This is a genomic window from Alkalispirochaeta americana, assembly GCF_900156105.1.
GTDB classification, from domain to species: Bacteria; Spirochaetota; Spirochaetia; order DSM-27196; family Alkalispirochaetaceae; genus Alkalispirochaeta; species Alkalispirochaeta americana.
This window is the reverse complement of record NZ_FTMS01000009.1, coordinates 26,364-51,873: the sequence shown is the minus strand read 5'-3', so window position 1 is coordinate 51,873 and position 25,510 is coordinate 26,364. Positions and strand designations below refer to the sequence as shown.

Annotated in this window: 23 protein-coding genes; 16 read left to right on the top strand and 7 right to left on the bottom strand. The window is 55.4% G+C overall.

Going from position 1 to position 25,510, the window contains the following annotated elements:
- Positions 1–26: 26 nt before the first annotated feature.
- Positions 27–839, bottom strand: a complete 813-nt coding sequence (pflA, locus tag BW950_RS07965; protein ID WP_076488766.1) for a pyruvate formate-lyase-activating protein — start codon at positions 837–839, stop codon at positions 27–29.
- A complete protein-coding gene (gene pflB, locus BW950_RS07960; RefSeq protein ID WP_076488765.1) occupies positions 839–3,115 on the bottom strand; it encodes a formate C-acetyltransferase in 2,277 nt (758 codons plus the stop codon). The genes pflA and pflB overlap by 1 nt, the downstream gene beginning before the upstream one ends.
- 252 nt (positions 3,116–3,367) lie before the next feature.
- Between pflB and BW950_RS07955 the strand changes: the two genes are divergently transcribed.
- The 16 genes from BW950_RS07955 (at position 3,368) to deoA (ending at position 20,757) form a co-directional block, all read left to right on the top strand.
- Positions 3,368–4,504 carry an acyl-CoA dehydrogenase family protein gene (locus BW950_RS07955; protein WP_076488764.1) on the top strand — a complete coding sequence of 379 codons (1,137 nt, stop codon included), beginning with the start codon at positions 3,368–3,370 and terminating at the stop codon, positions 4,502–4,504.
- A gap of 14 nt (positions 4,505–4,518) precedes the next feature.
- Positions 4,519–5,319, top strand: coding sequence for an electron transfer flavoprotein subunit beta (gene etfB / locus BW950_RS07950; RefSeq protein ID WP_076488763.1), 801 nt, complete (start codon positions 4,519–4,521; stop codon positions 5,317–5,319).
- Positions 5,320–5,335: 16 nt separating this feature from the next.
- Positions 5,336–6,514 carry an electron transfer flavoprotein subunit alpha gene (locus BW950_RS07945; RefSeq protein ID WP_076488762.1) on the top strand — a complete coding sequence of 393 codons (1,179 nt, stop codon included), beginning with the start codon at positions 5,336–5,338 and terminating at the stop codon, positions 6,512–6,514.
- Between the two features lie 144 nt (positions 6,515–6,658).
- Positions 6,659–8,269 (top strand): AMP-binding protein, encoded by a 1,611-nt coding sequence (locus BW950_RS07940; protein WP_076488761.1) that lies wholly within the window; start codon positions 6,659–6,661, stop codon positions 8,267–8,269.
- Positions 8,266–9,009 (top strand): YczE/YyaS/YitT family protein, encoded by a 744-nt coding sequence (locus BW950_RS07935; RefSeq protein WP_076488760.1) that lies wholly within the window; start codon positions 8,266–8,268, stop codon positions 9,007–9,009. The genes BW950_RS07940 and BW950_RS07935 overlap by 4 nt, the downstream gene beginning before the upstream one ends.
- Positions 8,981–9,742, top strand: a complete 762-nt coding sequence (locus BW950_RS07930; RefSeq protein ID WP_143559175.1) for a FadR/GntR family transcriptional regulator — start codon at positions 8,981–8,983, stop codon at positions 9,740–9,742. The genes BW950_RS07935 and BW950_RS07930 overlap by 29 nt, the downstream gene beginning before the upstream one ends.
- 243 nt (positions 9,743–9,985) lie before the next feature.
- The gene (locus tag BW950_RS07925; protein ID WP_076488758.1) at positions 9,986–11,089 is read left to right on the top strand and encodes a BMP family lipoprotein; all 1,104 of its coding nucleotides are present in this window, start codon (positions 9,986–9,988) and stop codon (positions 11,087–11,089) included.
- Between the two features lie 265 nt (positions 11,090–11,354).
- The gene (locus BW950_RS07920; RefSeq protein ID WP_076488757.1) at positions 11,355–12,371 is read left to right on the top strand and encodes a LacI family DNA-binding transcriptional regulator; all 1,017 of its coding nucleotides are present in this window, start codon (positions 11,355–11,357) and stop codon (positions 12,369–12,371) included.
- A gap of 40 nt (positions 12,372–12,411) precedes the next feature.
- Complete coding sequence (locus BW950_RS07915) at positions 12,412–13,044, top strand: YgjV family protein (protein WP_076488756.1); 633 nt, start codon at positions 12,412–12,414, stop codon at positions 13,042–13,044.
- The gene (locus BW950_RS07910; RefSeq protein WP_327077623.1) at positions 13,028–13,873 is read left to right on the top strand and encodes a purine-nucleoside phosphorylase; all 846 of its coding nucleotides are present in this window, start codon (positions 13,028–13,030) and stop codon (positions 13,871–13,873) included. The genes BW950_RS07915 and BW950_RS07910 overlap by 17 nt, the downstream gene beginning before the upstream one ends.
- Before the next feature lie 28 nt (positions 13,874–13,901).
- Entirely contained in the window at positions 13,902–15,422 is a 1,521-nt protein-coding gene (locus tag BW950_RS07905; RefSeq protein WP_076488849.1) for an ABC transporter ATP-binding protein, read from the top strand.
- On the top strand, positions 15,422–16,501 hold the full coding sequence (locus tag BW950_RS07900; protein WP_076488754.1) for an ABC transporter permease: 1,080 nt from the start codon (positions 15,422–15,424) through the stop codon (positions 16,499–16,501). Before BW950_RS07905 ends, BW950_RS07900 begins: the two co-directional genes overlap by 1 nt.
- On the top strand, positions 16,494–17,441 hold the full coding sequence (locus BW950_RS07895; protein ID WP_076488753.1) for an ABC transporter permease: 948 nt from the start codon (positions 16,494–16,496) through the stop codon (positions 17,439–17,441). The genes BW950_RS07900 and BW950_RS07895 overlap by 8 nt, the downstream gene beginning before the upstream one ends.
- Before the next feature lie 87 nt (positions 17,442–17,528).
- A complete protein-coding gene (gene deoC, locus BW950_RS07890; RefSeq protein WP_076488752.1) occupies positions 17,529–18,239 on the top strand; it encodes a deoxyribose-phosphate aldolase in 711 nt (236 codons plus the stop codon).
- Positions 18,240–18,249: 10 nt separating this feature from the next.
- Entirely contained in the window at positions 18,250–19,428 is a 1,179-nt protein-coding gene (locus tag BW950_RS07885) for a phosphopentomutase (RefSeq protein WP_234969060.1), read from the top strand.
- A gap of 3 nt (positions 19,429–19,431) precedes the next feature.
- Positions 19,432–20,757, top strand: coding sequence for a thymidine phosphorylase (gene deoA / locus BW950_RS07880; RefSeq protein WP_076488751.1), 1,326 nt, complete (start codon positions 19,432–19,434; stop codon positions 20,755–20,757).
- Here the strand turns inward: deoA and BW950_RS07875 are convergent.
- The 5 genes from BW950_RS07875 to BW950_RS07855 all read right to left on the bottom strand — a co-directional run bounded on the left by BW950_RS07875 (position 20,729) and on the right by BW950_RS07855 (position 25,510).
- On the bottom strand, positions 20,729–22,681 hold the full coding sequence (locus tag BW950_RS07875) for a peptidase U32 family protein (protein ID WP_076488847.1): 1,953 nt from the start codon (positions 22,679–22,681) through the stop codon (positions 20,729–20,731). The two genes, deoA and BW950_RS07875, sit on opposite strands and share 29 nt — an antisense overlap.
- Positions 22,682–22,733: 52 nt before the next feature.
- Positions 22,734–23,564, bottom strand: coding sequence for a helix-turn-helix transcriptional regulator (locus tag BW950_RS15125; RefSeq protein ID WP_159438759.1), 831 nt, complete (start codon positions 23,562–23,564; stop codon positions 22,734–22,736).
- Positions 23,521–24,027: a GyrI-like domain-containing protein gene (locus BW950_RS07865; protein WP_076488749.1), complete on the bottom strand. Its 507-nt coding sequence runs from the start codon at positions 24,025–24,027 to the stop codon at positions 23,521–23,523. The genes BW950_RS15125 and BW950_RS07865 overlap by 44 nt, the downstream gene beginning before the upstream one ends.
- A gap of 26 nt (positions 24,028–24,053) precedes the next feature.
- On the bottom strand, positions 24,054–24,521 hold the full coding sequence (locus BW950_RS07860) for a TrmO family methyltransferase domain-containing protein (RefSeq protein ID WP_159438758.1): 468 nt from the start codon (positions 24,519–24,521) through the stop codon (positions 24,054–24,056).
- A gap of 134 nt (positions 24,522–24,655) precedes the next feature.
- On the bottom strand, positions 24,656–25,510 hold the full coding sequence (locus tag BW950_RS07855) for an SDR family NAD(P)-dependent oxidoreductase (RefSeq protein ID WP_076488748.1): 855 nt from the start codon (positions 25,508–25,510) through the stop codon (positions 24,656–24,658).

Here is a 25,510-nt window from a genome sequence, read left to right as displayed (position 1 = left end):
ACATCCCTTCCCCCCCGGGGGGCTTCTCACGAGGACTCTGTGTGCAGCTTGTCAGGATAATGAAGGGGAAGATTTTTGTCGAGAAAGATCGAGGCAACCTTCTTCATCTCATCTTTTGACGGAGGTGGTACACCGTTCAGCGGGTAGGTCTCTCCCAGAGCCTCCCACTTATGTTTCCCCAGCTCGTGGTACGGCAGTAGTTCGACCCGTTGAACCCCTGCGAGCCTGGATACGAAGGTCGCCAGGTTCTCCACGTCAGCTGGCCGGGTGGTGTGCCCCGGGACAACAACGTGCCGTATCCATAGGGGTTTTCCCAAATGGGAAACTGTCTCGGCGAAAGCTCTGATCTTCCTGGAGGACACCCCCGTAAGCTCTTGATGAGCTCTGTCGTTCCCCTGTTTCAGGTCAAGGATAACCAGATCGGTAAGTTCCAGAACCTTCCTGACAAGAGGGGTGACCGTTACATATCCCGAGGTATCCAGCGCGGTGGTCAGATTCATGGTGCGTACCAGAGAGAAAAGATCTTTCACTGCGCCGGCCTGAAGCAGGGGCTCTCCACCCGTGGCAGTGACGCCGCCACCGGAGGGGCGCAGGAATCCTGTATAGCGCTCGATGTCGATGGCCAGGTCGGTGACGCCCGTAACCGTTCCGCCCCCTTGATCCCAGGTGTCGCGGTTATGGCAGTAGGCGCACCGCAGGGGGCATCCCTGCAGGAAGACAACGTAGCGGATCCCGGGTCCATCGACGGTGCCGAAGGTCTCCACGGAATGGATTCGAATCGTTTGGCCTGCTTCGGGGGTGGCCCCGGAGAGGCCTCCCCCGATTATTGTTCCCCCCATCAGATCCGCGCGTGGAAGGTCCGGTTGATCACATCGAGCTGCTGCTCCCGGGTCAGTTTGACAAAGTTCACGGCGTAACCCGATACCCTGATCGTCAGCTGTGGATAATGCTCGGGGTGTTCCATGGCATCACGAAGCATCTCCCGGTCCAGGACGTTCACGTTGATGTGATGTCCCCCCTCAGCGGCGTAGCCGTCCAGGAGTGCGCAGAGATTGCTCACCCTGGTGTTGTGGTCCTTGCCGAGAGATTGGGGCTCGATAGAGAAGGTATAAGAGATTCCATCCTGGGAAAACTCGTAGGGAAGCTTTGCCACAGAGCTGAGTGAGGCCAGCGCACCCTGGGTATCCCTGCCGTGCATGGGATTTGCTCCTGGTGCAAAGGGCTCGCCTGCCTTCCTTCCGTCGGGAGTATTGCCGGTTTTCTTTCCGTACACCACGTTCGAGGTGATGGTGAGAACCGAAAGGGTAGGATCGGCACTGCGGTACGTGCGGTTTTTCTTGAGTTTTTTCATGAACCGCTCAACCAGATCAATAGCAATGTCATCCACGGCGGGATCATTGTTTCCGAACTTGGGCCAGTTTTCTGCGTCAGGTCCTTCGATGGCGAAGTCCACCACCATGCCGGTTTCATCGCGGATGGTGCGGACTTTGCTGTATTTGATCGCTGAAAGTGAATCTGCACAGACCGAGAGACCAGCGATGCCACAGGCCATGGTCCGGTATACATCCCGGTCGTGGAGAGCCATCTGAATTCGTTCGTAACTGTACTTGTCGTGCATGCAGTGAATGACATTCAGGGTGTTGATATAAAGGTTCGCTATCCAGTCGAGGAAAAAATCGAATTTTTCCATCACCTCGTTGTAGTCGAGGTATTTCCCAAGGATTGGTTCAAAACGAGGGCCAACCTGAGTGCCGCTGGTCTCATCGCGTCCTCCGTTGATTGCGTACAGAAGAGCTTTGGCAAGATTGCAGCGAGCTCCGAAAAATTGCATTTGTTTTCCCAGGCGCATGGCCGAGACACAGCAGGCTATTCCGTAGTCATCACCCCAGTAGGGGCGCATGAGATCGTCATTCTCGTATTGGATCGAGCTGGTATCCACAGAGACCTTCGCTGTATATCGCTTGAACGGTTCAGGCAGACTCCGGGACCAGAGTACTGTAAGGTTGGGTTCCGGTGCCGCGCCCAAATTATAAAGTGTATGGAGAAATCGGTAGGATGTTCGCGTTACGAGGGTTCTGCCGTCGGTTCCCATCCCTCCCAGGACTTCTGTCACCCAAGTAGGGTCTCCGGAGAAGAGTTCGTTGTACTCGGGGGTGCGGAGAAAGCGCACCAGGCGCAGTTTCATGACAAAATGGTCGATCAGCTCCTGGGCTTCCGGTTCGGACAGTGCTCCCCGGGAAATGTCCCGGTCGATGTAGATATCCAGGAAGGTAGCAACCCTGCCCAGGCTCATGGCTGCGCCGTTCTGCTCCTTCACCGCAGCCAGGTAGGAAAAGTAAAGCCACTGAATTGCCTCCCGGGCGGTTGAGGCGGGACGGGAAATGTCGAAGCCGTAGTTTTCTGCCATGAGAAGGAGTTCTCCCAGGGCGGCAATCTGTTCCGAAAGCTCTTCCCGAAGCCGGATAGCCTCCTCTTCCAGAGAACCGATCTCGACAGAGCTCTTCTGCTCCTCCTTGTCCCGGATAAGTTGATCGACCCCGTAGAGAGCAACCCTGCGGTAGTCTCCGATAATTCGTCCTCGTCCGTAGGCATCGGGAAGGCCCGTGATGATTCCCGCGCTCCGGGCGGCCCGCATTTCCGGAGTATAGGCATCGAAAACACCGTCATTGTGGGTTTTTCGGTAGCGTGTGAAAATATCCCACACCCCGGGATTCAGATCGTGGCCGTAGGCCTTGCAGGCATTCTGCACAACCTTGATCCCGCCATTGGGGATGATAGCCCTGCGGAGGGGGGCGTCGGTCTGAAGTCCCACAACTTTTTCGAGCTCCCGATTGATATATCCGGGGCCGTGGGAGTCGATGGTGGAGATCGTCGAGGCATCCACATCGAGAGTTCCTCCGGCAGCCTGCTCTTTTTTAAGAAGCTCCAGAACCTCTTCCCAGAGTCTGTTTGTTGCCTCCGTAGGACCCGCGAGAAAGTTCTCATCGCCCTCGTAGGGTGTATAGTTCTGCTGTATAAAATCTCTCACATCAATGTGATTAACCCAGCGGCCTGACCTGAAGCCTGTCCATTCTGCCGGAGCAGTTTTTGCACGTATGGGAGCTGTGGGAGTCATGAAATCCTCTCATCCTGCGTTATTTGTGGTCTTACCACTTTTGGGAATAGTACAAATCTTCTGCCCTGAAGTAAACCGGATATATCAGAAATTACCGGGGAAGCTCGATAATTCTCCAGGAACCAGGTGAAGGAGGTCCGGGTTTTAGATATCGATACAAAGACCACGAGTATTTTTAAAAAACGGTTTACTTAGTATACTAGGTGTGGTAGGATTTCCCGGTAAAATCTTCTGGATTGAGGAGCCGATGCAATGATCTTTGCAGAAAAGTATGAGTTGATACGCAAGCTGGCCCGGGAGTTCGCCCAGAAAGAGTTTTCTTCCGAGATTCTCGATGAGGTTGAAGAAAGCTCGGTCTTTCCCCCGGAGCTGCTTAAAAAAATGGGTGATGCCGGCTTTTACGGAATCAAGGTGCCTCTGGAGCTGGGGGGGCAAGGCAGTGATACCCTGGCCTACGCAATTGTCATGGAAGAGATAGCCCGGGTGAGCCCCGTAGCAAGTCTCTATGTTTCCAGCCCGAACAGTCTTTCCGGTGGTCCGTTGCTCCTCTCGGGGAACGACGAGCAGAAAGAAAAGTACCTCAAACCCGTTGCCCGGGGAGAGAAAATGCTCTGTTTTGGCCTTACCGAGCCTGGTGCAGGATCAGATGCCGGGAGCATGACCACCTCAGCCCAGCCCGATGGCGACCATTACATTCTAAACGGCCGGAAAACCTTTATTACCATGGCCCCCCTGTCTGATTACGCGATCATCTACGCAAAAACTGATCCATCCAGGGGTAGCAAGGGAATCTCCGCCTTCATTGTGGACATGAACCTCCCCGGCGTTTCCTGCGGCAAACCCGAGAACAAGATGGGCCTCAAGGGGTGTGCAACGAGCGATATCATTCTGGAGAATGTGAGGGTTCATAAAGAGGATCTTCTGGGTGAGGAAGGGAAGGGATTTATCAACGCCATGAAGACCCTGGACGTGGGTCGAATTGGAGTAGCTGCTCAATCCATAGGTGTAGGCCAGGCTTGTCTGGATGAAGCAATAAAATACGCAAAAGAACGGAAGCAGTTCCGGAAGCGCATAGCCGATTTTCAAGGGATCTCCTTCATGCTGGCCGATATGGCCACAAAACTGGCTGCAGCAAAGGAACTCGTCTATAACGCAGCAGTCCTGAAGGATCAGAACAGGGATGCCAGCATGGCCGCCAGCATGGCCAAGTATTATGCCGCCGAAATATGCAATGAGATTGCCGGGAAAGCTGTTCAGATTCACGGGGGCTACGGGTTTATCAAGGATTATCGTGTGGAGCGCCTCTACCGTGACTGCAGGGTTTTTACAATCTACGAGGGGACGAGTCAGATACAGCAGTTGGTGATCGCTAATCAGCTGTTGAAATGAGGGAGAGGAAAACTATGCATATCATTGTCTGCGTAAAACAGGTGCCGGATACCAACGAAGTTCGTATAGATCCCGTAAAGGGAACACTTATCCGGGACGGGGTGCCCAGCATACTGAACCCCGATGACGCCAATGCTCTGGAAGGAGCTTTAGCACTAAAAGATTCGATAGAAGGCACAAAGGTGAGCGTGGTCTCCATGGGGCCTCCCCAGGCAACAGCGATGTTGCGGGAATGTCTGGCCATGGGGGCGGATGTAGCCTATTTGCTTTCAAGCAGGGTTTTCGGAGGTGCTGACACGTACGCTACATCTACAACTCTTGCTGCGGGAATAAAGAAAATAGAAGAGGTCTCGGGAAAGGCCGATCTTGTCTTTGCGGGTCGGCAGGCCATTGATGGGGATACTGCCCAGGTAGGTCCCCAGGTTGCAATGAGACTGAATTTTCCTGTTGTTAGCTATGTTCAGAGTATCCGGGAACTGAAACCTTCGTCGGTTATCGTGGAACGACAGCTTGAAGATGGTTTCGAAGTCGTCGAAGTTCAGTCGCCCTGCGTTCTGACCATGGTTAAGGAGCTGAACCAGCCCAGGTACATGACGGTAAAGGGGATTGTTAACGCCTACAGCCAGGAAATAGTGATTTGGGATGATGTCGCTGTGGAAGTCAGTCCTGATAAATGTGGCCTCAAGGCGAGCCCAACCCAGGTATTTCGTTCATTTACCCCGCCTCCCAAAGATCCCGGCGAGATTCTCCAGGGAGGTCCTGGCGAGGTGGTATCTCTGTTGATTAACCGGCTCAGAAAGTCCCACGCGCTCTAGGAGGGAGAAAGACAATATGGCTATCAAAATAATTAATGAAAAGTGTCGTGGTTGCAGGCTCTGTGTGAAGGGCTGTCCCTTTGACGCGATTGTCATGGAAGGAAAGATTGCTGTTATCGAGTCGGGTTGTACCAACTGCGGAGCCTGTCTGGATCTTTGTCCCTTTGAGGCAATTCTCCTGGAAGAAGAAAAAAACGGCTGCATCGACATAGCCGATTACAGCGGCGTCTGGGTTTTCGCTGAACAGCGGGGGGGTGTCCTGCAGCCGGTAGTTTTCGAATTGCTCGGAGAAGGACGGAAACTCGCTGATCAGATAGGATGCAGCCTCTCTGCAATCTTGTGCGGGGAAAAGGTATCAGCCCTGACGGGGGATCTCTTCGAGCACGGTGCTGATTCTGTCTATGTGGCAGATGCTCCGGAACTGGCAAATTACACCAGCGATGGTTACAGCAAGGTTATTGTGCAGGCCATTGAGGACTATAAACCGGAGATAGTTCTCCTTGGGGCCAGCCACATCGGACGGGATCTTGGCCCCTGTCTGGCGGTGAAGTGCAATACCGGGCTTACTGCGGATTGTACAAAGCTTGAGATCGATCCCGTGGACAAGAAAATTAAACAGACCCGCCCCGCCTTCGGGGGAAATCTCATGGCAACGATCGTCTGTCCCAACCACCGTCCCCAGATGTCAACTGTACGTCCCGGGGTTATGGATAAACCGGAGGTTCAGAAGGGGCGTCGCGGAGAAATTATTCAGCTTCAGGTGGAATTTTCGCCCGCTGACATCCGGATGCAGGTGCTGGAGGTGATAAAAAGTCTGGAAGAAAAAGTTTCTCTCACCGATGCCGAAATAATTGTGGCTGGTGGTATGGGGCTTGGCAAAGCTGAAGGATTTGATCTTCTCAAGGACCTGGCAGAAAAGATGGGAGGGATTGTTGCCTCCAGCAGGGCTCCTGTTGATGCCGGGTGGATCGATCACAGTCGGCAGGTTGGCCAGACCGGTACAACCGTGAAACCGCGGATCTATTTTGCCTGCGGTATTTCCGGAGCAATTCAGCATATCGCCGGAATGCAGGGCTCGGAGTATATCGTAGCGATTAACAAGAACGAGAGCTCTCCTATTTTTGAGGTTGCCGATTACGGAATTGTGGGGGATCTCTACCAGATTATCCCCGAGCTGATCAATGCCCTGAACTGACAGGGGCTGCCATTGTAGCGCAGATCCATCCGGAGCTGAGACGCCAGGCGAGGACTCGCTGGTTTTGCTTCGGATGGCGTGCCCCGGTTCTGAAAAGGCTTCCTTGCCGGGATCAGCCGGGGGTTTATCAAGAGAGAAGGGAATATGATTCCTCTGGAAAACATACATCTCGGTGAGTACATCTCCCGAGCAACCCAAAGGTTCTCGTCCCTTTGTGCTGTTCACTGCGGTGGGCGCTCCTGGAGCTATGCCGATCTGGGCGCGCGCAGTGACCTCATTGCATCGGGCCTGCTTTCCCGGGGAGTCCGGCCGGGAGATCATGTTGGCATCCTCGCTGAAGATCAGCCAGAGACGCTCTTTTTCTTTTGCGCTGTCATGAAGATTGGGGCCGTGGCGGTCATGCTATGCACCAGTCTTCAGTCGAAGGAGCTGAAGGACTTGCTGGTTTTTTCTGATGTGAAATACCTTGCTCTTGGAGAGGGGTATAAGGATATTGACTTCATCTCTCTTTTCGAGGAGATCGGGCCACTTCCTGCTCTGGATGAAGTATTCTACTTGGGACGGGACCCTGGCAAGCTCCCGTCTATGGTCAGTCTGAACAGACTTATTGAGGCCGGCCAGGCAGGATTGTCGGGGAATCCTGCATTACGGGATCATGTGGAGATCGATCCAGAGAGTACAGCCACAATTCTCTTTACATCGGGAACATCCTCCAGGCCGAAGGCTGTAAAATCAAGTCATTTCTCCCGGGTTAACAACGCCATCCAACAGGCCCATGACATGAGGTTGTCCTCAAGTGACAGAATTTGTGTGGCCCTTCCCATGTTTCACTGTTTCAGCCTCTCCGTAAACATTCTGGCGGCCTTCTCCGTGGGAGCATCCCTTCATTTTCCTCCGAACAGGAGGACGTTGACTATTCTTGAAACTCTTCAAAGAGGTCAGTGCACTGTGCTTCATGCGGTGCCAACACTTTTTAATGCTCTGATTTCGCGTCGGGATTTCAATGATTTCGATCTTTCATCGCTGCGACTTGGCCTGATAGGGGGGGCTCTCTATAGTCCTGAACTGTTTGTGATGATTGAAGAAAAGATGGGTATGACTCTCTTGTCCAGTCTCGGCCAGACTGAGTGCACCGCCGGTCTGACGATCTGTGACCCTGATGATCCTCTGGAGCTGCGAGCTGCCACAGTGGGGAGATTCATGGACCACGTGGAAGGGAAAATAATCGATCCTGTCACTGGTCTGGAGGTTGCTCCGGGAGAATCCGGAGAGATTGTGGTCCGGGGGTATCTTGCTATGCAAGGTTATTACAAGCAGCCCGAGGCCACGAAGCACGTTCTCGATTCGGACGGATGGGTTCATACCGGTGATTGCGGTTATATGAATGAAGAAGGATACCTCTGCCTTACGGGGCGTTTGAAGGATCTGATAATACGGGGAGGGGAAAACATCAGTCCCGCAGAGCTGGAGGGAGTGATCCGGCAGGACCCTCGGGTAGCTGATGTCAAAGTCATCGGGGTTCCCGATGATCATTACGGAGAAGAGATCGCGGCATGTCTTGTAGTTCGGGAGGGCCAGGTTCCGGAGGCTGATGAGGTGCGTAGGCTGGTTCGCTCACGGCTGGCATCCTTCAAGGTGCCTCGCTTCGTCTTCTATTTTGATGATTTCCCCAAAACTCCGGTGGGAAAGGTTCGCACCGGTGAGCTGAGACGTTACATCCTGGCTCAATTTCTCTCAGTAGCAGGTACAAAATGAACAAATGGTATCGATTCGGCCTCAGGGTTGCGATCTACGCGCTGGGGCTTCTCTCGCTAGCCTTTTCCGTGGTTTTCAGTATCAACTCCCGCTTGGGCGTCTCGCCGGTGAACTCCTTTCCCTACGTTATTCACCGTATCATTCTCTCGCGGTTCCCCGAATCTACCCTGACGCTCGGGGCGGGGGTGACTGCCTTCTTCTGTTTCTACATTCTCCTGCAGGTTCTGATACTCCGCAGGGATTTCAACCCCCTGCATCTTTTCCAGATATTATTTAGTACGATTTTTGGGTATTTTGTAAATTTTGCGCGTCTGGTGGTGGGGGACTTTTCCCTTCCCGGCTATGCAGGCCAGTTGTGCATGCTGGGAATCAGTATTTTTTTGATCGGCTTGGGTTTAGCCCTCTACCTGAATGCTCGCCTGGTCCCCATGCCTGCCGAGGGGTTTCTGGGCGCGCTCGTTGCCAGGTCCCGGGGCCGCCTTGAGCTCCATCGTCTGAAGGTTCTCGTTGATTGCCTTGTTGTCGGAACGGGTGCTATACTGTCCCTCGTCTTTATTGGCGATGTTCACGGTATACGCGAGGGAACCGTAATAACCGCAATCATGGCCGGCAAGGCCCTTGGATGGATTCAGAAGCCCCTTCTGCCCTGGTTCCAGAGACTTTGCTCATCGCCGATATCACGGAAAACTTCGAAGGATCCGGGAGCGAATATTGGAACCAAAGAACAATTTGTTGGGTAGTCTTCTCGATCTCAAACCTGTTGAAACCAAGCGGGCCAGCGAGGTGATCTACGACCAGATAAAAGAGATGATCACCTCGGGACGGCTCAAGCCGGGCGACCGGTTGCCCTCGGAACGAGCAATGATGGAAATGCTGAGTCGTAGCCGCCCTACCATCAGGGAGGCTTTACGGATGCTTGAGCGAACTGGCCTGATTCGTACCGTGGCGGGATCGAACGGAGCAATCGTGCAAAAGCCAAATACGCGGTCAGTTGAACAGGCGCTGGAGACAGCGATCCAGACTCAGGCCCTCTCCCTTTCCGAAGTCTGGGAATATCGACACCTCAACGAGACAGCGATCGTGGAATGGGCATCGCAACGCCGGACCGCCAAGGATCTTGAGGCCCTGGATAAAATATTGGAGCAGTCTCGAGAATCGGTAGATGATCCCGGGGAATTTATAAAATATGATCCTCTGTTCCACGCGGCCCTGGCCAAGGCCTCCAAGAACACTGTGGCCTATCTTTTGTCGCAGATCCTGGCTATCTCCATGGTAGCACTTTTGGAGCAGCGGATGGCTGAGCTGGATATGAAGACCCAGCAAGCCATGTGCAGGAAGGTGCTGGTCATGCATGCGGACATTGTTGCCGCCCTGAAATCCCGAGACAAGGATGCTGCCCGGAGGGCCATGGAAGCTCACATTGAAGCATTTCATGAAGATCTCAGACCGGGTACCGCCTTCGCCTACGAATAGGGCCTTTCCTCCTCCATGCCTTTCCCGGAGGGCCTCTCTCGGGATGGCATCCCGGCCTTCCACCTGCACGGAATCCTTACGCAACGCTTCCCCGGAACGACCCTTCATAGGGCCTGGTTCCCTCTGGTGTGAAAAGGCAAAAAAAACTTGACAGCAGCAAAAAACCGTCATAGCCTCAAGAAAAGCTTTGCGAAAAGGTTTTCTTGAAGAAGAGAGCTCTTCGCATCTGTAAAGGAGTAGGAAATGAAGAGATTCGGGATTGGTTCTTTTCGGATGATGGTGCCGGTTGCTCTCCTGGCAATGGTCTTTATGCTGGCCGGGTGCGGCGGGTCTGGCACAGACGAGAGCGACGCGGCCCTGCGGGTTGGAATGGTGACCGATGCAGGCACGATCGATGACAGATCGTTTAACCAGGGAACCTGGGAAGGAATTGTGCGGGCCACCGATGAGTTTGACCTTACCCGGCGCTACCTCATGCCCTCGGGAACCACCGAGGCCGATTACATTCGGGAAATAACAAACCTCCGGGATGCCGGGTTCCCTCTGATCATCACCCCAGGGTTCAAGTTCGAAACCGCAGTCTACCAGATGCAGGAACGCTATCCCGAGGTGAATTTTGTCCTTATCGATGGAGTTCCCAACAACGGTGTCTTTGGCGATGATCGTTCCGAGAGGGTAGGGTCCAACACGGTCTCAATCTTCTTTGCAGAACACGAAGCAGGATTTCTGGCGGCCGTCGCCTCTGCCCTGGAGATCGGTGAGGGTGCGTTCGGATTTATCGGAGGTATGGAAATTCCTCCCGTCCAGCGGTTCAACTGGGGATTCCAGCAGGGGATTACCTACGCCAACGAGCATCTTGGCACCTCAATTTCCCTGAATCCCCGGGATGTCCTGTATCAGGGATCTTTTGACAACGTCGCTGCAGGTCAGCAAATCGCGGCTCAGATGTTCGACAGGGGAATCGACGCGATCTTCTGTGCCGCCGGCGGTGTCGGGGTGGGAGCTATCAACGAAGCGAAAAACCGCGCTGCCGACGGAGCCTGGATTATCGGAGTTGATTCTGATCAGTACGAGCAAGGCGTCTATGCTGCCGGAAAGTCGGTTATCCTCACCTCGGCCATGAAGGGCGTCGATGTGGCTGCCTACGACATGATCGCAGCGCATCTGGAAGGAAACTTTCCCGGAGGAGAGACCCTCATGTTCAACGCTGCTTCCAACGGTGTGGGCATCCCCGATGAAAATCCCAACCTGAGTGTTGAGACCGAAAAAGGTGTAGCCCAGGTTCTGGCAAGGATTCAGAGCGGCGAGATTGTTGTGTCGGCTCAGCAGGGCGATCTCATTCGATAAGCTGTCTCTGAAAGACCTGTTGTTACTGGCCGCCGTATGTGGCTGTCGATAGTGGTCGTGTCAATAACAACAGGTCCCGTGGTGATTGCTTCATCTGAGCCATTCCTGAGGATGCGGGTCGACCCGGGGGGGTCGGTCCTGCCGGATGAGTTCGGGGCGAAGAAGCTGTGGTGCAGAAAAATACTTTTCTGCGGGAACCCTCTTCCCGGGTATAATCACGGGTATAATAAGCAAACCATTGTGGCATCGGTAAAGTGAGGGAACCATGAACATCAAGGAGCTTGCCAGGCGTGCAGGAGTGTCCATCTCGACGATTTCGCGGGTTATCAATAACTCTGCCTATGTAAGTCCCGAGATCCGCGAGCGGGTGGAGGCGATCATCACCGAGACGGGGTATCGGCCAAACTCTTTGGCCAAGGACCTTCTGAGAAACAAAACCGATACAATTGGTGTGCTCCTTCCCAGGATCGATCTGCCCACCTTTGCAGCGATGTTCGAAGGGATCACCGACGTCCTTAATCAGAACGGGTATAATATTCTCCTGGCCAACACCCGGGACAAGCATGAGGACGAGCTGAAGTATTTCCAGCTTTTTTACGAGAAACGCGTCGATGGAGTCATCTATTTCGCAACGGGAATTACCGAGGATCATGTCCGGCTGGTAAAGCAGATTCGCATGCCCCTGGTTGTCCTGGGTCATTCCGGCGAGGCTTTTTCCTGTTCGGCGGTGCGGCTGGAGAACTTTGGTGCTGCCAAGGCCATGGTGCAGCACCTCATCACGCTGGGACATCGTCGTATCGGTTGTATCGCCGTTCCCGACCACGATGTCGATATCAGTACTCATCGCAAACAGGGCTATCGTTCGGCTTTGGAAGAGGCTGGCATCGCCTTTGATGAGCGTCTTATGTCAATCGGTGATTTTGAGTATCCCTGGGGAGAACGGGGGGCTGCGGCCTTGATGTCGATCCCTGACAAGGCCGATCGCCCCACGGCCATTTTCTGCATCACCGATCGTCTGGCCGTTGCTGCTTCAGGATGGCTTCAGCGCAACGGATACCGGGTGCCGGAGGATATTTCCGTTGCCTGCATAGATGACCCCGTATTGCTTTCGTATACCCAGCCCCGGGTGACCACCATGGGTTTCGATTACAATCGGGCAGGGGTAACGGCGGGGCAGATGATAATTAATAGAATAAACGGAACACAGGCGGAGCCACAGGAGACATTCATGCCCTTTTCGTTCCGTCTCCGCGACAGCACGGCTCCCTGTCCTCAGATGTAAGGAATCCCCTGAGGAAAGGGACGTCCAAGAAAGGAATTACATGGTTTATTTTGGTCTGCCTTTAATAGAATGGTTTGGCTATCTGGCCTCGGTTTTGGTGGCCCTTTCCCTCACCATGAGCTCGATTGTGCGGCTCCGGTGGGTGAATCTGGCGGGTGCTACCCTCTTTGCCACGTATGGGTTCATCATCGGGTCCTTTCCTGTGGCGTTGCTCAATCTCTTTATCGCGCTCACGAACATTTTCTACCTGGTCAAAATGTATCAGGAGCGGGATGATTTCAAGATTATTCAACTCTCCGGGTCTGATCAGTACGTGGCGTGCTTTCTTGAGGCGCACGAGGAAGAGATTAACGAGCTCTTCCCTCTCTTTCAGAAGGCGTCGCTGCCTCAGCTGGAAGTGTTTTATCTGGTGAAGAACGCCGTTCCGATCGGTATCCTGGCAGGCCACGCCGTCGATGAGGAAACCTTTTGTATCGATCTTGATTTTGTCCGGCCTGCCTATCGCGATTTCAGAATGGGTAACTTTACCTACGACCCGGAAGGGTTTTTTCACACCAGAGGTATTCGGCGACTTCAGGCACCGGTATGCGGAAGCAAACATGATCAGTATCTGGAACGAATGGGATTTCTGAAAAAAGAAAATATCTACGAAAAACATGTGGGGGGACGCTAGTATGCAGGGTTTATACGATCAATTAGAGGAAACACGTGGTTGGGTTCAGGGAAAAACAGACATGACTCCTTCTGTCGGGGTAGTCCTCGGCTCCGGTCTGGGAGGATTAGTGGAGTATCTTCAGGTAGAGACGGTGATCGACTACCAGGATATTCCTCACTTTCCTGTCTCCACCGTGGCTGATCATGCGGGAAAACTCGTCTTCGGGTCTCTCGGTTCTACCAGAATTGTGGCCATGCAGGGGCGGCTCCACTATTACGAAGGTCATGCCATGCGCTCCCTGGCCTATCCAATCGCCCTTATGAAGATGATGGGCGTAACCACCCTGATGGTCAGTAATGCCGCTGGTGGCATGAATCCTTCCTTTGTGCCGGGGGATCTGATGGCGATCACCGATCATATCAACCTTTTCCCTGATAATCCCCTGATAGGGCTGAACGACGAGCGTCTGGGGCCCCGTTTCCCCGACATGACGAAACTTTATTCTCCCTCGCTGATCGCCTTGGCCGAGAAGAGCGCCGAAGCCCAGGGATTTTCCCTGAAACGAGGGGTCTATGTGGGGCTTTCCGGGCCAGCCTACGAAACGGCAGCCGAGATACGCTTCATGCAGTCCATCGGTGGTGATGCGGTGGGGATGTCCACTGTTCCCGAGGCGATGACCGCCCGTTATCTGGGGCTGGACGTATTGGGAATCTCCTGTATCACCAATATGGCGACGGGTCTTGCCAAAGAAAAGCACTCCCACCAGGAGGTGCTCAAAACGGCCCAGGGAGCAACCGATCGCTTTTGTCGTCTGGTAGCAGATGTTCTGCGAGAGCTGGGAGACTGAGATGAGTGGGATGGCTTCGACCCCTGAGATGAACCATGTGGTGGAAATGCTCAACATCACCAAGGAGTTCCCCGGGATTCGCGCCAACGACGACGTAACTCTCGAGCTCCGGCAGGGAGAGGTTCTTGCCCTGCTCGGAGAGAACGGCGCCGGCAAGTCCACGCTCATGAGTATTCTTTTTGGTCTCTACCAGCCCGACGCGGGAATAATCCGGGTTCAGGGCAAGGAAGTGACGATCGATAATCCCACCGTGGCCAATGATCTGGGTATTGGTATGGTCCACCAGCATTTCAAGCTGGTCCATAACTTCACCGTCACGGAAAACATCATCCTCGGGATGGAATCACTCCGCGGGCCCGTGCTGGACAGAAAAGGAGCGGCCCTGCGGGTGAAGGAGCTCTCGGAACGGTACGGGCTGAAAGTTGACCCCCATGCGAGGATAGACGATATCTCCGTGGGTATGCAGCAACGGGTGGAAATCCTCAAAATGCTCTACCGCAAGGCCGATGTGTTGATCTTCGATGAACCTACAGCAGTCCTTACTCCCCAGGAAATCAAGGATCTCCTGAGCATCATGGGAAACTTGATCAACGAAGGAAAGTCGATTGTGCTGATCACCCACAAGCTGAAAGAGATCAAGGCGATTGCTCATCGATGTACGGTGATCCGCCGGGGAAAGCTGGTCGGCACGGTCGATGTAAAGGAGACCAGCGAGGCTCGAATGGCCGAGATGATGGTGGGTCGGGAGGTCAGTTTCTCTGTGGAGAAGGGACCTGCGAAACGAGGAGAGGTTGCTCTTGATATCCAGAATCTTCAGGTCTTGAACTCACGAAAGACCCCGGCAGTGAAAGACTTTTCTCTGCAGCTGCGTCACGGGGAGATTCTGGGTCTTGCCGGCGTGGACGGAAACGGCCAAACCGAGCTGGTGGAAGCTCTGGTGGGGTTGCGAAAGGCCGAGGCAGGAAAGATTTTTCTGGCAGGCCAGGATGTTACCGATCGTTCGATCGGGGAGCGCATAGAGGCGGGGCTGGCTCATATTCCCGAGGACCGGCAAAAGCGCGGCCTGGTACTGGATTATTCGGTGCAGGACAATCTTGTGCTGGCGACGCACAGAAAAGAGCCCTATTCCCGGAGAGGGTTTTTGCAACCCGCCGCGATCCGGGCCCACGCCGAGAAGGTGATCCGGGCCTTTGATGTGCGATCGGGTGAGGGCGCCTCGACGATAGCCCGGTCCATGTCCGGCGGAAACCAGCAGAAAGCAATTGTTGGCCGCGAGATCGATCTGGATCCAGAGGTTCTCGTGGCGGTTCAGCCGACCCGGGGGCTTGATGTGGGGAGCATTGCCTATATTCACAAGCGCCTGGTAGCCCAGAGGGATGCTGGAAAGGCCATTCTTCTGGTATCGCTGGAGCTGGACGAGATTCTTGATCTTTCAGACCGGATCGCTGTTATAAATCACGGCGAACTCATCGGAATTGTCGATGCCTCCTCTACAAACGAGCGGGAAGTGGGACTCATGATGACCGGTGTCCATAAGGAGGACCTGTGATGCGGTTCAGACTCAATCGGGAACTTGTGGTGGGTCTTGTGACGGTTCTTTTGGGGCTTGTGGCGGGGGCGATCTTGATGACCCTTACCGGCAACAATCCGTTTCAGGGGTTCCGGTATCTCTTCAGGGGAAGCCTCATGAATGTGGAACGCTTCGGGAACACCCTGGCCATTGCCACCCCTCTGATATTGACGGGACTCTCTGTAGCCTTTGCCTTTCGTACCGGCCTTTTTAATATTGGTTCACCCGGTCAGGTGTTGATGGGAGGGCTCTTGGCTACCATTTTGGGTCTTACCCTGGGGTTGCCCAAGGTAATTCTTCTGCCGGTCATGACCGTTGCAGCGATCACCGGAGGTGCTCTCTGGGGGTTCGTTCCGGGATACCTGAAGGCCCGGTTCAACGTGCACGAGGTGGTGGCCTGTATCATGATGAACTGGATCGCCTACTGGATCACCTATTATACAATCAGGATTCATTTCAGCAGCGCTGGTCTTGCTACGGAGTCGCGGCGCCTTGGTGCGATGGCGTCCCTGCGGGTAACGTGGCTCACGGAGCTCTTTCAGGGATCCTACGTTAACCTGGGTATCTTCCTTGCTCTGGCGGCGGTGGCTCTGGTCGCGGTGATTCTGAACAATACTGTCTGGGGATACCAGTTCAAGGCGGTGGGGTTCAACCGCTATGCAGCAGAAAACGCAGGGATCGCCGTGCAGCGCAATATTGCGACCTCCATGATGATTTCCGGGGCTCTTTCCGGTCTGGCGGGGCTTTCTTTCTACGCAGGCTACGCTGTGAATATGGAGATCGGAATTATGCCCAACATAGGCTGGGATGGCATTGCTGTTGCCCTTCTGGGAGCAGCCTCTCCTGTGGGAGTGGTGGGGGCGGCCCTCTTCTTTGGAATACTCCAGTCAGGGAAGGGGTTCATGGGTGCTATGACAGATATTCCTCCCGAAGTGGGGGATACCATTATAGCTTCGATCATCTATTTTGCTGCCACCAGCGTGCTGATTCGGCGCTTCCTGGCTCATCGCCGATTCCAGGTCCTGTTCAGCCGGGGGGAGGATAACTCCGATGTTTGATATTTTGGTAAACCTGTTTCCCTACGCTATGGCTTTCACCATGCCGATCCTGATCACCTCCCTGGGGGGGCTCTGCAGCGAGCGCAGCGGTGTCGTCAATATCGGCCTTGAAGGGCTGATGGTGGTGGGGTCCTTCTCGGCGGCGGTGTTCATATCGCGGCTGTACCCGATTCTCGGGGGAAGCGCCCTGTGGTTTGGGCTTCTCGCGGCCATGGCGGCGGGGGCGATTTTCTCGCTTCTCCACGCCTTTGCCTGCATTAACCTTCGAGCAAACCATGTTATCAGCGGGATTGCAATCAACATGATCGCTGCCTCCATGACGGTGTTCTTTGCCCGCACCATGACGGGGTCGGGAAATATTCAGCTGCGCAACGGGTTGCCGAGGTTCAGTATTCCCCTGTTGGCCGAAGTGCCCCTGGTGGGGCCCCTGCTCTTTCGGCAAAGCTACGGCACAACCTGGCTGATCCTGGTCATTCTTGCTCTGGCCTGGTTCATTCTGTATTACACCCGCTTCGGGTTGCGCCTCTGGGCTGCAGGGGAGCATCCTCATGCTCTCGATGCCGCCGGAGTGAGCGTCTACCGAATACAATACGCGGGGGTTCTGCTCTCGGGGATGTTTGCCGGGTTAGGGGGGGCCACCATTCTTGTGACCTACTCGGGAGAGTTCAATGGTTCTGTTTCGGGTATGGGGTTTCTGGCTCTGGCTGCCCTGATTTTCGGGAAATGGAAGCCCTTGGGAATCCTGGGGTCCACGCTCTTTTTTGGCTTTGCCATGACAATAGCAAATGCCTCCCAGGCAGAGCCTGCTCTGCAGGCGATCCCCGAGATTATTCTGAAGGTTTTTCCCTACGTAGTGACGTTGCTGGCGCTCATTTTGTTCTCCAAGACCACCCAGGCCCCCCGCGCCCTGGGAGAACCCTTCGACAAAGGAAAGCGCTAATGAGGCGCTGGAAAGGTGAGCTATCGCTACGGGCCACATACGGTAGCAGTGAGATAATACCACGAGATATAAATCAAAGGAGATCCTGTGAAATCATCTGAATCTGATTCGGCGCAGCACGAGCTGGCGCACTATATTGATCACACCTTACTGAAGGCTACCGCCCAAAGCGAAGACATTCGCAGACTCTGCCGGGAGGCGCGGGAGCACCGCTTCTTCTCGGTTTGCGTGAACTCCTGCTGGGTTCGTTTGGCGAAAGAAGAGCTCGAGGGGAGCTCTGTCAAAGTCTGCACAGTGGTGGGCTTTCCCTTGGGGGCCATGTCCCGGGAGGGAAAAGTCTTCGAGGCTGCTACCGCTCTTTCTCAGGGAGCAGCCGAGATAGACATGGTCCTGAATGTGGGATTCCTGAAGGAAGGCCGATACCAGGAGGTCCAGGAAGAGATTCAGGAGATCAAGAATGCTATCGGCGATGCTCTTCTGAAGGTGATCATCGAGACTTGTTATCTCACGGATGAGGAAAAAGCCCAGGCCTGTCGCCTGGCTGTGGCGGCCGGAGCAGACTACGTGAAAACCTCTACCGGCTTTGGCACTGGTGGTGCCGTGGCAGAAGATCTTCGGCTCATGCTCGATACGGTAGAAGGAAAAGCCCTGGTAAAAGCCTCGGGTGGTGTCCGTGATGCCGCAACGGCCCGATCCTATATTTCCCTGGGGGTTCGCCGTCTGGGAACCAGCAACGGGATCGAAATCGTCTCAGGAGAAGCGCCCGATGAGAGGCCTTCCCCGGCCGGTTCCTACTAAGAGGTAAGGAATGATGAAAAAGCTGGATCGGCTCTTCATTATCGTTCTCGACAGCCTTGGCGTGGGCGCTCTTCCCGATGCTGAGGAGTACGGTGATTTGGGAGCGAACACCCTGGGCCATATCGCCGAGGCGTTGCCCCTGAAACTTCCCGTGATGGAATCGCTGGGATTGGGAAACATTCTGGATGTTCGCGGGATATCTCCCGCGTCTGCTCCCCGGGGTGCCTGGGGAAAGGCTGCTTCCCGAACCAAAGGAAAAGACTCTACCGTAGGGCACTGGGAGCTCGCCGGTGTTCCTGTAGACCAACCTCTTCCCACGTGGCCCCAGGGAATCGATTCTGCCGTAATCCGGGACTTCGAAGAGGCTATCGGACGAAAATGCCTGGGAGGCGGGGTCGCCTCGGGTACGCAGATCATTGCCGAGCTGGGAGCTCGGCACGTCGAGACGGGGTTCCCCATCGTCTATACCTCGGCTGACTCGGTTTTTCAGATTGCAGCCCACGAGGAAGTAGTGGGTCTTGAAAAACTGTATCACTGGTGTGAAATTGCCCGGAAAACGCTCTCCGTGGGGCGTGTTATCGCACGCCCTTTTATTGGTCAGGAAGGATCCTGGCAGCGCACGGCCAATCGCCACGATTACGCCCTGCCAGCTCCCGGCAAAACCATGCTGGACGCTCTTCAGGAGAAGGGCTGTCCCGTGGTGGCTGTGGGAAAGATCGCCGATCTCTTTGCGGGTCGGGGAATCGACGAATCCTGGCCAACCAAATCGAATGATCACGGTATGGATAAAACCCTGGAAATAGCCCGCCAGGAGGGGAAGGGGCTGGTTTTTGTCAACCTGGTGGATTTCGATTCGGTCTATGGGCACCGTCGGGATGTGCGGGGTTACCGCGACGCTCTTGAAAGCTTTGACTTCCGCCTGGGCGCTCTTCTGCCTTTGTTGCGGAATGACGAAGCGGTGCTGATTACGGCCGACCACGGATGTGACCCTGTCTTCAAGGGAACGGACCACACCCGGGAGTACGTGCCGATTTTGGCCGCAGGACCACCGATGAGCCCGGTTCCCCTGGGATGTCGCAACAGCTTTGCAGATATCGCAGCGTCTGCGGTTGATCTTTTGGTGGGCCCTGCCGTCTGGTCTGGCCCCGCCGGCGAAAGTTTCGCCGATACACTCGTACAGGAGGGATGAATCATGTTTTTGCCACAGGAAATTATCAGAAAGAAACGAGATAACCTGGAGCTTGAGGCAGCGGACATTTCCCGCTTTGTCCAGGGAATAACCGACAACTCCATCAGCGAGGCCCAGATTGCGGCACTCACCATGGCAATTTTTTTGAATGGCATGAGCCGCGATGAGTGCGTCGCTCTCACCCTCTCCATGCGTGATTCCGGAAAAGTAATGGACTGGACAAGTCTGGATCTGCCTGGACCCATTATTGACAAGCACTCGACAGGGGGAGTTGGCGATACAGTCTCGCTCATGTTGGGGCCTATGTTTGCTGCCTGCGGCGGATATAACCCCATGATCTCCGGCCGGGGACTTGGTCACACCGGCGGAACCCTGGACAAGCTCGGAAGCATCCCTGGATATAACCCCTTCCCGACACCGGAGCAGTTGTCAAAGGCTGTTCGCGAGGCCGGGACAGCCATTATTGGTCAAACGGGTGATCTTGCTCCGGCCGACAGGCGTATATATGCAGCGAGGGACGTGACGGCCACGGTGGAATCGATCCCGCTGATCACGGCGTCGATCCTGTCCAAGAAGCTGGCGGCTGGACTGGACGCGTTGGTGATGGACGTGAAGGTCGGATCCGGGGCTTTTATGCCCACACCGGAACTCTCCCGGGATTTGGCAGAATCAATCGTTGCCGTGGGTACCGGGGCTGGCCTGAATATCAGCGCACTCCTGACCGACATGAGTCAATCGCTTGCACCCTGCGCCGGGAACGCCCTGGAGGTTCGCTGTGCCCTGGACTATCTCACCGGAGTTGCCAGGCCAGAGAGGCTTCACGGTGTTGTTATGGCTCTCTGTACAGAAGGACTTCTGGCGGGAAAGCTTGCCGAAACCCGGGAGGAAGCAGAGGAAATGCTCCGGAAGGGCCTTGATTCCGGTGCTGCAGCTGAGCGATTTTCCCGAATGGTCTCCATTCTGGGTGGCCCGGGAGATCTCCTGGAACATCCTGATAAGCATCTTGCTTCAGCTCCGGTAGTTCATGATGTGCCGGTTCCCGACGATGGTTATATTGCAGCTTTCGATACGCGGGCCCTGGGCTTTGCTGTGGTTGCTCTTGGGGGAGGACGCTTGCGAAGCGATCAGGAGATTGATCCTGCCGTGGGACTGACTGACATCTGCGAACTGGGAGCTCCTGTGAAAAAGGGAGATCTGCTCCTGCGTGTTCATGCCAGGAGCGAAGAGGCCTGTCACAGCGTTCTTCCCATGATATACGAAGCTGTACAAATTTCCCCGGACCCTTCTGCAACGAAGGATCTTATCCAGGGGCGGGTCGTGGGGAAATAAGGTAAAGCTGCATCTCGCAACGCTCGCAGTCAAAGCGGGCTTCCAGTGTCCCCGGTTCTCCCTCCAGAATTAGTGGATGGGCCGGGGAGCCGCCCTGCCGGGGACAGAGGTCGAGTTCATGCCGAAGGCAGTAGCGACACAGCATGACCGGCATTTCCTCTTTCTTGTTCGGGAGAGCTGCCTCATGAGGAGCTCTCCGGGGCAGCGCATCCGGTGCCGGTGGAGTTTCTCCCACGCCGTGGCGTTTGTAGAAGGCCCGGGCTTTGGTGTTGGTAATGTTCAGCGATGGTTCCTCGGAGGCTGTCGGGAAAGGGGTGGTCCCCGTGGGGGGGCGAATCACGTCGGGGGGGCGTCGGGAACGCCGCTTTTTTTCGTGAACCTCAGCCAGGTCTCTCCGAAGGGAGTTCATCCAGGAGAGCGGCACAGAGGGGATCGGTTCCAGCTTCTGATCAAGGTCCTGATGAAGTGCCTCCAGGTGAAAAGGGGAGTTTCCCCACCGTGAAAACTGCCGTTCCAGATTTTCCCGGGCACGAGCGGTCCCGTGGGTGTCCCGAGCTCCTTCGGTTTGGGGAATCGTCCGTTCCAGTTGCGACGACAGGCCCTCCTCATCGGTGGCCGTTACTATCAGGACAGGTCTATCCGAGCTGTCTCTGGTACCGACGATGGTAATCTTCAGACCCACTTTGCGCTCGCCCCGGCTCTTTTCAACCTGACGGGCAAAGGCCTGGTGGTGATTACGGTAGAGGAGCGTTCCCTCCTTCAGGCTTGAACCAAAGCGGGCGCAGATCCGGTAACATTTTTCCTTTCCGCTGTTCCCCGTTGCATCGATTTCTACCCGATCCACCCGGAACCCTTCCAGCTCCCCCCGGGAGTTGAAGTAGCAGAGGCCGTCGCCGTTCCCCGGATCTGTGTGGGCAGGCAGGGTGAAGTGGTTTTTCCGGACTGTCAGAACCTTCGCCAGGGGAGCCCCTATCGCCTTGGGTGTTCCCATGGTGGCGGAATCTTTCTGACGTTGGTAAAGGAAATGGTCGGTAAACCCTCGGGAAAAGGTTTTTTCCGGGGCAGGGACAAAGGAGAAAATCTCGGTTCCGCAGGAGCTTCGGTGCCAGGAAGGGTTTTTCTCCAGGAGTTTGTCCAGAGCCTGGCGATACCAGGCGGTGACGTTTTTCACGTAGGAGATGTCCTTTAGCCGGCCTTCGATCTTGAAACTGGTTGCGCCTGCCTGGAGCAGGTCCTCCAGATTGGGGCCATTCCAGAGATCCTTGAGGGAGAGAAGATGTTTCCCTTTCAGGATCTCTGTGCCCTCGTGGGTGGTAACGCGGTAGGGTAATCGGCAGGGTTGGGCGCAGACTCCCCGGTTGGCGCTCCGGCCGCCCCAGCGGTGACTGGCAAAACACCGTCCGCTGTAGGAAACGCAAAGAGACCCGTGGACAAAGACTTCAAGTTGTATTCTTTTTGTCTCCTGCCGGATTTTCCGGATTTCCTCAAGCGAGAGCTCCCGGGCCAGCACAACCTGTTCTACTCCTGCCTCTTCCAGAAATCGGACCTTTTCGGGCGTCCTGTTATCGGCTTGGGTGCTGGCGTGGAGCGCGATAGGGGGCAGGTCCATCTCCAGAAGTGCCATATCCTGAAAGATGATCGCGTCTGCTCCCCGTTGGTAGAGCTGGTGGACAAGATCCTCAATCTGGGGGAGTTCCCGGTCGAAGAGGAGGGTGTTAAGGGTTACGTAGACTCGGGCGCTGTAAAAGCGGGCTGCCTCGATGAGGCGGGAGATATCGTCCAGGCTGTTTCCTGCTGCCTGGCGTGCTCCGAACCTGGAGGCTCCCACATAGAGGGCATCGGCTCCGTGGCGCAACGCTGCCAGACCACACTCCACATCGCGGGCCGGGGCAAGGAGTTCGATTGCTGATCCTTTTGGGGTCATCTCATTTTTTCCTGAACCTGTTGTGCTGATCCAGCTTCCGAGTATAGTCAGATCAGGGGGCTGGGGAAAACCCTTCTGGTCCACCGGCATCGGTATTACTGCAGATCTTGGAGGAGTCTGCGAGCGCGAGTCGTCGTTGAAGATATTTGAAGTAGGCCTGATTCTCTTGGCCTGTCCCATGCCGGGGAGGGTTTTTCCCGTGGTTCTGAAAGAGATCCTGGCACCACTCCCGCAGGAGATCCTCCGCAGAGATGGACCGGTCAGGAGCAATTCCCCTTTGCCCCAAATACTCCCGGGTGAGCGCTTCCGCCTGTTCCCGGAACAGGCTTTCCTCCGAAAAGATCGAAGTTCCTGAGATACCGGAACTTCCCGGAAGGTAACTCTCCCAGGGTGCGGGAGAGCTGCCGGTCAGTAAAAGCTGGTAGGTTCTCAGTCGCAGGGAATCCCAGGGGGTTGGCAGAAATAGCAGGGCCTCCGGTGTGAGACTGCGTGGCGGAGCGCCACAGCATCGCCGTACGGCCCGGCTGAAGGCGTCTGGCTGGAGCGATGCCGTCGCCGCTGCTCTGGTTACGCTGTGGTTGCGAAAGAACATTCCCTGGAGGCCCAGGAAGAGACGGCGCCGTATCAGGTATTCATACGGTGTGTAGAGGGTATACCGGGGGAAAAGACGGATAAAGTGAAAGAGGGAGTAACAGGCCTCCTGGGCCATGGTTTCCACGGTGCACCGTTCCAGCTCCTGGAACGGTCTGTCTCCATCAGGGGCCTTCCGGGAAAGATTCTCTGCTTCACCTCCCGACGCCGTTGTCTCCACCAGGCGGAATACCCGCCCCAGGCGTTCCTCAATGTCGGAGAAGGGGAGCATGGATCTGCACCAGAGATTCATCCAGGCGGTCCATGCCCTGAAACCGGTGGTCGTAGCGAAGGACCGAGAAGGAGGAATCAAGGCTGTACCCTGCCGGGAGTTCCAGATTTTCGGTCCAGTCCTCGGCGGCAGCGGCGCCACTCAGCCAGAAGATCCCATACTCCCCGGGGGGGATAATCTTCAGGGAAAAGGGCAAGGGCCAGAGGGATATCTCCGACAATTGTACCGGATGCCCCACAAAGACCTCATATTCTCCCCGGAGGCGGCTCCCGGGATGCAGAATGTGGAGCTCAAAGAACTCTCCTCTGGGAGCTTCCTCTCCCGAAGGCACCGGAGTCTGCTCCCGGAGAAGCGAGAGATAGCGTTGCCAGAGGAGCCCGATCTCGTTTTCCTCGGTCCAGGCAGCGTGGGATGTGAAGGGGTTTCCAAAAAAGCTGGCCCCGGCCAAGTAGACCGGGGGAAGGGTTTGTACATTTACCTGCATAGGAACATTGCCCGCATGGAGCGATCTTACCAGATTTCTTCGGGAAGGGGGTAATACCACTCGCCCCATTCCGAGGGAACCCATTGGGGCTGACGGTATTCCTGGACCCGGTCAAGACAGCCGTAATACGGTTTGATGTCGATCACAGCTGTCCCGGCGAAGGCATCCAGTTCGTCCAGTTTTATGCGGCCCTTGGGGCAGTCAATTGCAAGAACACCTGCCACGGTCATGTTCACCGAGTTGGGTCTGAGCGGGCTTCGAGTTGCAAAGAGTCCCGCCTGCACACCAGGAGCGTAGGGAAGATCCATCGTCATGGGGACCTTCTGATTATCTCCCTGTCCCCACCAGAAGATAATCACGTGGCTGAACTCGTCGAGCCCCTGCAACCCTTCCCGGAACTCCTCCTGGAGCTGAACAAAGGCTCCTTCCCCGGTTTTCTCCACCCACCCCAAAGGTCGGATCGTCACGGGTTCTTTCATCGTTTTGGTTTTCATGGTTAATTCTCCTGCGTATAGCCTTGCTGTCGCCTCTGCGACACGGAGGAATTTACCTGGAAAGCAGGGGAAGAACCCGGCAGAAATTGCGCTTCTGTAATGCCTGTGAATCGTAGTGGTGCCAGCCTGGATTGTCAGGAGTTTTTTGTAACGCGATGAAAACTTTTCCTGTTTCTGGCAAGAATACGGGCAACCAGGGAAGGGGTGCATCGCTTTGCCCAAGAGAGGGCTCGTCCTGCAGGAATGGTAATAACCCGCTGCCGCGAACCTGTGAGAGCAGAGACGATTGCCCGAGCCGCCTCCTGCTGGGTTTGCTGGGCCTTGCGGTTGTGTCTGAAGGAGGTCCCGTCGGCGGCCAGGGTTTCCTTGTGCGGATCGTTTTCCACAAAGCCAAGAAAGACCAGCCGGCTCTTGACCCCTGCCGAACGGTATTCTGCGTCCAGGGACTGGCAGAATCGCTCCACCGCAGCTTTTGTAGCGGAATAGATGGAGATGCCTGGAAATCCCCAGAGGGCACCCACGGTGGAGACAAAGAGAACCGTTCCGCCTGTTTTCTTCAACTCGGGCAAGGCCGCCACGGTGGGAAGGACCGCGCTCAGGAGATTCCCCCGATAGAGCCGATCCAGGGCGGGCTCGCGTAAATCTTCAATGGCACCGCGCATGGATACACCGGCATTGTTTATAAGGTAATCAAGGCGGCCGAAGACCTTAAGGGTCTCTTCGACAAGAAATCGGGCGCCCTCCTCGGTGCTCACATCGGCTGCTACTGCCAGAAGCCGGCGTTCCGGCGAAGATCCTCCGGTCCGGGGGATATCAGCTTGCAGGAGAGCCTCGGTCTCGGCCAGAGCCTCTCGCGTCCGGCCGTTCAGGACGACCTTCGCCCCCTGGGCCAGGAGGAATCGTGCTGTTTCTCTTCCGATTCCCCGGCTGCTTCCCGTTACTACGCATACCCGGTCGCGCAGACCTGAGAGGGCCCGGTTTTTCTGCAT

Bases quoted from the DNA above. Each gene is read 5' to 3' on its own strand.
- BW950_RS07905 (WP_076488849.1), top strand. From the start codon at position 13,902: ATGAACCATGTGGTGGAAATGCTCAACATCACCAAGGAGTTCCCCGGG.
- BW950_RS07940 (WP_076488761.1), top strand. From the start codon at position 6,659: ATGATTCCTCTGGAAAACATACATCTCGGTGAGTACATCTCCCGAGCA.
- BW950_RS07875 (WP_076488847.1), bottom strand. From the start codon at position 22,681: ATGACCCCAAAAGGATCAGCAATCGAACTCCTTGCCCCGGCCCGCGAT.
- BW950_RS07945 (WP_076488762.1), top strand. From the start codon at position 5,336: ATGGCTATCAAAATAATTAATGAAAAGTGTCGTGGTTGCAGGCTCTGT.
- pflB (WP_076488765.1), bottom strand. From the start codon at position 3,115: ATGACTCCCACAGCTCCCATACGTGCAAAAACTGCTCCGGCAGAATGG.
- BW950_RS07855 (WP_076488748.1), bottom strand. From the start codon at position 25,510: ATGCAGAAAAACCGGGCCCTCTCAGGTCTGCGCGACCGGGTATGCGTA.
- BW950_RS07885 (WP_234969060.1), top strand. From the start codon at position 18,250: ATGATGAAAAAGCTGGATCGGCTCTTCATTATCGTTCTCGACAGCCTT.
- BW950_RS07920 (WP_076488757.1), top strand. From the start codon at position 11,355: ATGAACATCAAGGAGCTTGCCAGGCGTGCAGGAGTGTCCATCTCGACG.
- BW950_RS07895 (WP_076488753.1), top strand. From the start codon at position 16,494: ATGTTTGATATTTTGGTAAACCTGTTTCCCTACGCTATGGCTTTCACC.
- BW950_RS07900 (WP_076488754.1), top strand. From the start codon at position 15,422: ATGCGGTTCAGACTCAATCGGGAACTTGTGGTGGGTCTTGTGACGGTT.
- pflA (WP_076488766.1), bottom strand. From the start codon at position 839: ATGGGGGGAACAATAATCGGGGGAGGCCTCTCCGGGGCCACCCCCGAA.
- BW950_RS07925 (WP_076488758.1), top strand. From the start codon at position 9,986: ATGAAGAGATTCGGGATTGGTTCTTTTCGGATGATGGTGCCGGTTGCT.
- BW950_RS07865 (WP_076488749.1), bottom strand. From the start codon at position 24,027: ATGCAGGTAAATGTACAAACCCTTCCCCCGGTCTACTTGGCCGGGGCC.
- deoA (WP_076488751.1), top strand. From the start codon at position 19,432: ATGTTTTTGCCACAGGAAATTATCAGAAAGAAACGAGATAACCTGGAG.
- etfB (WP_076488763.1), top strand. From the start codon at position 4,519: ATGCATATCATTGTCTGCGTAAAACAGGTGCCGGATACCAACGAAGTT.
- BW950_RS07915 (WP_076488756.1), top strand. From the start codon at position 12,412: ATGGTTTATTTTGGTCTGCCTTTAATAGAATGGTTTGGCTATCTGGCC.
- BW950_RS07910 (WP_327077623.1), top strand. From the start codon at position 13,028: ATGTGGGGGGACGCTAGTATGCAGGGTTTATACGATCAATTAGAGGAA.
- BW950_RS07860 (WP_159438758.1), bottom strand. From the start codon at position 24,521: ATGAAAACCAAAACGATGAAAGAACCCGTGACGATCCGACCTTTGGGG.
- BW950_RS15125 (WP_159438759.1), bottom strand. From the start codon at position 23,564: ATGAATCTCTGGTGCAGATCCATGCTCCCCTTCTCCGACATTGAGGAA.
- BW950_RS07955 (WP_076488764.1), top strand. From the start codon at position 3,368: ATGATCTTTGCAGAAAAGTATGAGTTGATACGCAAGCTGGCCCGGGAG.
- BW950_RS07935 (WP_076488760.1), top strand. From the start codon at position 8,266: ATGAACAAATGGTATCGATTCGGCCTCAGGGTTGCGATCTACGCGCTG.